Below are 3803 nucleotides of genomic sequence, written 5' to 3' on the forward strand. Positions count from 1 at the left end.
TGGCCGGCACCATCGCCTGCCACGGCTACACGGCCACCAAGTTCGCTGTGCGCGGTCTGACGAAATCCACTGCTCTGGAGTTGGGGCCCAGCGGAATTCGGGTCAACTCAATCCACCCGGGATTGATCAAGACACCGATGACCGAGTGGGTGCCCGACGACCTTTTCCAGACCGCACTGGGGCGTGCCGCCGAGCCCAGGGAAGTTTCCAGCCTCGTCATCTACCTGGCCAGCGACGAGTCCAGTTATTCGACTGGTTCGGAGTTCGTCGTAGACGGCGGGTGCACGGCAGGCTTGGGTCACAAGGACTTCTCCGCGGTCGAGACCGAGCAGCAGCCCGAGTGGGTCACGTAGGACGCGACTGATCGACGCTCAGACAGTGCGTTTACAACAAGCACATCATCTTCCCCGTGCCCGGCGCGCATCTGTCCGATCCGACAGACGTCGCGTCGATCGGAATGACCGCCCCGGACATGCCGGCACCGGCCGCTATCCTCGGCGCCGTCGCGGCACGGCCCGGACTGATGACCCGCGCTGACCTGCCGCTGCGCGGGCTTGCCGGCCGTTGTAAGCCCAGGTGCACGACCAATCGCGCGAGGACGTCCAACTGTCGGGAATGTTCACGGCGCACACGGAATTTTTGACAGCGACGTAACATTCCCGGAACCGAGTGTCCTTAATGTCAGCCGCACAACGGACTGACAATTCCGATGCGATGCATCGTGGCGATAGGGACTCAATTGAGCGGCAACGCAGTACGGCTGGCGGCAATCACCAACGTCGAGGCGTATGTGCCTCCCGCTATCAGCTTCGATCCGGGCGAGACGCCGGGCCAGGTATTCGGTTCCAGTGTCTTCACCAAAGCGGAGATGCAGGCACGGCTACCCAAAGCCGTATACAAGTCGATCGTGGCGACGATCGATAAGGGCGCCAAGCTGGACCCCGCGGTCGCCGACTCGGTCGCAGCCGCCATGAAGGACTGGGCGCTGGAGAAGGGCGCCACCCACTACGCCCACGTCTTCTACCCGATGACCGGCCTGACCGCCGAGAAGCACGACAGCTTCCTCGAGCCCGTCTCCGATGGCCAGACGCTGGCCGAATTCGCCGGCAAGACACTCATCCAGGGTGAGCCCGACGCCTCCAGCTTTCCTTCCGGTGGTCTGCGCAGCACCTTCGAGGCGCGCGGCTACACCGGCTGGGACGTCACCAGCCCGGCCTACATCCTGGAAAACCCGAATGGCAACACGCTGTGTATCCCGACGGTATTCGTCTCGATGACCGGTGAAGCGCTAGACTTCAAGACACCGCTCCTGCGCAGCCAGCAGGCCATGGGCGTGCACGCCGAGCGCGTCCTGAAGCTGTTCGGTCACAAGGACCTCAACCACGTCGTGTCATTCTGCGGCCCCGAGCAGGAGTACTTCCTGGTCGACCGGCACTTCTTCCTTGCGCGCCCGGACCTGATCAATGCCGGCCGCACCTTGTTCGGCACCAAGCCGCCGAAGGGCCAGGAGTTCGACGACCACTACTTCGGCGCGGTCCCGGAGCGTGTCCTCGGTTTCATGATGGACACCGAGCGGGAGCTGTTCAAACTCGGTATTCCCGCCAAGACCCGGCACAACGAGGTGGCCCCCGGCCAGTTCGAGCTGGCGCCGATGTTCGAGCGGGCCAACATCGCCTCCGACCACCAGCAGCTGACGATGACTGTCTTCAAGACGATCGCCAAAAAGCACGGTATGGAATGCCTATTCCACGAAAAGCCGTTCGCCGGGGTCAACGGGTCCGGAAAGCACGTCAACTTCTCGATGGGCAACTCAGAGCTGGGCTCGCTGTTGGTTCCGGGCGACACCCCGCACGAGAATGCGCAGTTCCTGGTGTTCTGCGCGGCTGTTATCCGGGCCGTGCACAAGTTCTCGGGGTTGCTGCGCGTCTCGGTCGCGTCGGCGACCAACGACCACCGCCTCGGTGCCAACGAAGCACCGCCCGCGATCATCTCGATCTTCCTTGGCGAACAACTCGCCGACGTGTTCGAGCAGATCGCGAAGGGTGCCGCGACCTCGTCAAAAGGTAAGGGCACCATGATCATCGGGGTCGACACCCTGCCGCCGCTGCCGACCGATCCGGGTGACCGCAACCGCACCAGCCCATTTGCGTTCACCGGCAACCGGTTCGAGTTCCGGGCGCCCGGTTCCGGGCAAACGGTTGCCGTGCCGTTGATCGTGCTCAACACGATCATGGCGGACTCGCTGGACTACATGGCCACCAAGCTGGAGACGTCTGTCAAAGACGGTGAGGACTTCGACAAGGCAGTGCAGACGCTGCTCACCGAGATCATCACCGAACATGGCGACGTGGTGTACAACGGCGACGGCTACTCGGAGAAGTGGCAAATCGAGGCGGCCGAGCGCGGCTTGCCGAACCTCAAGACCACGCTGGACGCCGTGCCGGAGCTGGTCAAACCCGAAGCGGTCGAACTCTTCGAGAAATACGGCGTGTTCAGCGAGCGCGAGTTGCACAGCCGCTACGAGGTGCGTTTGGAGCAGTACGCGCTGACGATCGCCGTCGAGGCCAAGCTCGCATTGGAGATCGGCTCGACGATCATCCTGCCGGCCGCGATCCGGTATCAGACCGAGCTCGCCCAGAACGTCGCCGCGCTGAAGGCCGCCGGCGTGGAAGCGAGCATCACTGCACTGGAGGCGGTTTCGGCTCCCATAGTGGATCTCGAAGCGGGCCTTGCAACGCTGAAAGCCGCGCTGTCCGACCATTCGGCGGAGTCGGTGCTCGATGAGGCCAAGCATGCACAACACGAGCTGCTGCCGGCGATGGACGCGATCCGATCGGCGGCCGATGCGCTGGAAGCCGTTGTGGCCGATGATCTGTGGCCGCTGCCCACCTATCAGGAGATGCTGTACATCCTCTAGAGCAGGAGTCGGGAGCGACTCACCTGTAGGCTGGAGCCAATTACTTGTGCCGTGGTTGAGTCCCCAGCCGATGGCGTACAACAAACGTTTCGTGGGACACCGGTCGACGGCAGTGCATGTCTCGGCGCGCAATTTCTGCGACAACGAAAGGGCGGCACACCCATGCCCTCATGGCGACACCACAAGGACGGCGGGCACGGGGTAGCGACGAGCACCGCGAGCCGTGAAGTCGGCGCACAGATCGACGTCGAGGTCACTGCTCCTACGACACTTGAATTTCAGGTAGCCGTCGCCCACCAGCCGGGCCTCGAGGTTCGCGAATCGCTGGCAATCACGTTCAACGGCAAGCCACTTCAGCCTCTCGAAATCATCGGGCCGCATGACACGCGGATCCATTCGGTCGACGTCGGCGAAGGAGCGGTGAGCCTGTCGTACTCGGCTACGGTTTCCGGCGAAGCCCAGCCCGCACCGGTCCGCGAGATCGACCTGGTCACCTATCTGCGTCCGAGCCGCTACGCCGAATCCGACAAATTCTTCGGATTCGCCGCGACCGAGTTCGGGCGATACGCCGACTCGGCGACGGTGCTCGAACGAGTCTCCTCGTGGGTAGGTACCCGCTTGGATTACGTTCCAGGATCCAGTGATCCGATCGACGGCGCCGCCGACACGCTGCTGGCGGGGGCCGGCGTGTGTCGCGATTACGCCCACTTGGTGATCGCCATGTTGCGGGCGCTGTACGTGCCCGCCCGCCTGGCGGCGGTGTACGCACCGGGGTGTGAACCGATGGACTTTCACGCGGTCGCCGAGGCGTTCGTCGAGGGGGAGTGGCGGGTCGTCGACGCGACATGCCTGGCTCCTCGGCAGTCGATGGTGCGCATCGCGACCG

General features: G+C 63.7%; 3 protein-coding genes and 1 pseudogene. All 4 read left to right on the forward strand.

The window, feature by feature from the left end:
* Positions 1-353: SDR family oxidoreductase (locus VN856_RS22370; protein WP_325693094.1), on the forward strand; the 353-nt coding region annotated here is incomplete at its 5' end.
* 26 nt (positions 354-379) lie between these two features.
* Positions 380-571 (forward strand): annotated as a pseudogene (locus tag VN856_RS22375) (dihydrodipicolinate reductase); the annotation flags it as partial.
* Between the two features lie 168 nt (positions 572-739).
* Positions 740-2917, forward strand: a complete 2178-nt coding sequence (locus VN856_RS22380; RefSeq protein WP_325693096.1) for a glutamine synthetase III — start codon at positions 740-742, stop codon at positions 2915-2917.
* A 162-nt stretch (positions 2918-3079) separates the two neighbouring features.
* Positions 3080-3803, forward strand: a 724-nt coding sequence (locus tag VN856_RS22385) for a transglutaminase family protein (protein ID WP_325693099.1), incomplete at its 3' end; no start/stop codon positions are given.

This window comes from Mycobacterium sp., assembly GCF_035603715.1.
In the GTDB taxonomy this organism is placed as follows: Bacteria; Actinomycetota; Actinomycetes; order Mycobacteriales; family Mycobacteriaceae; genus Mycobacterium.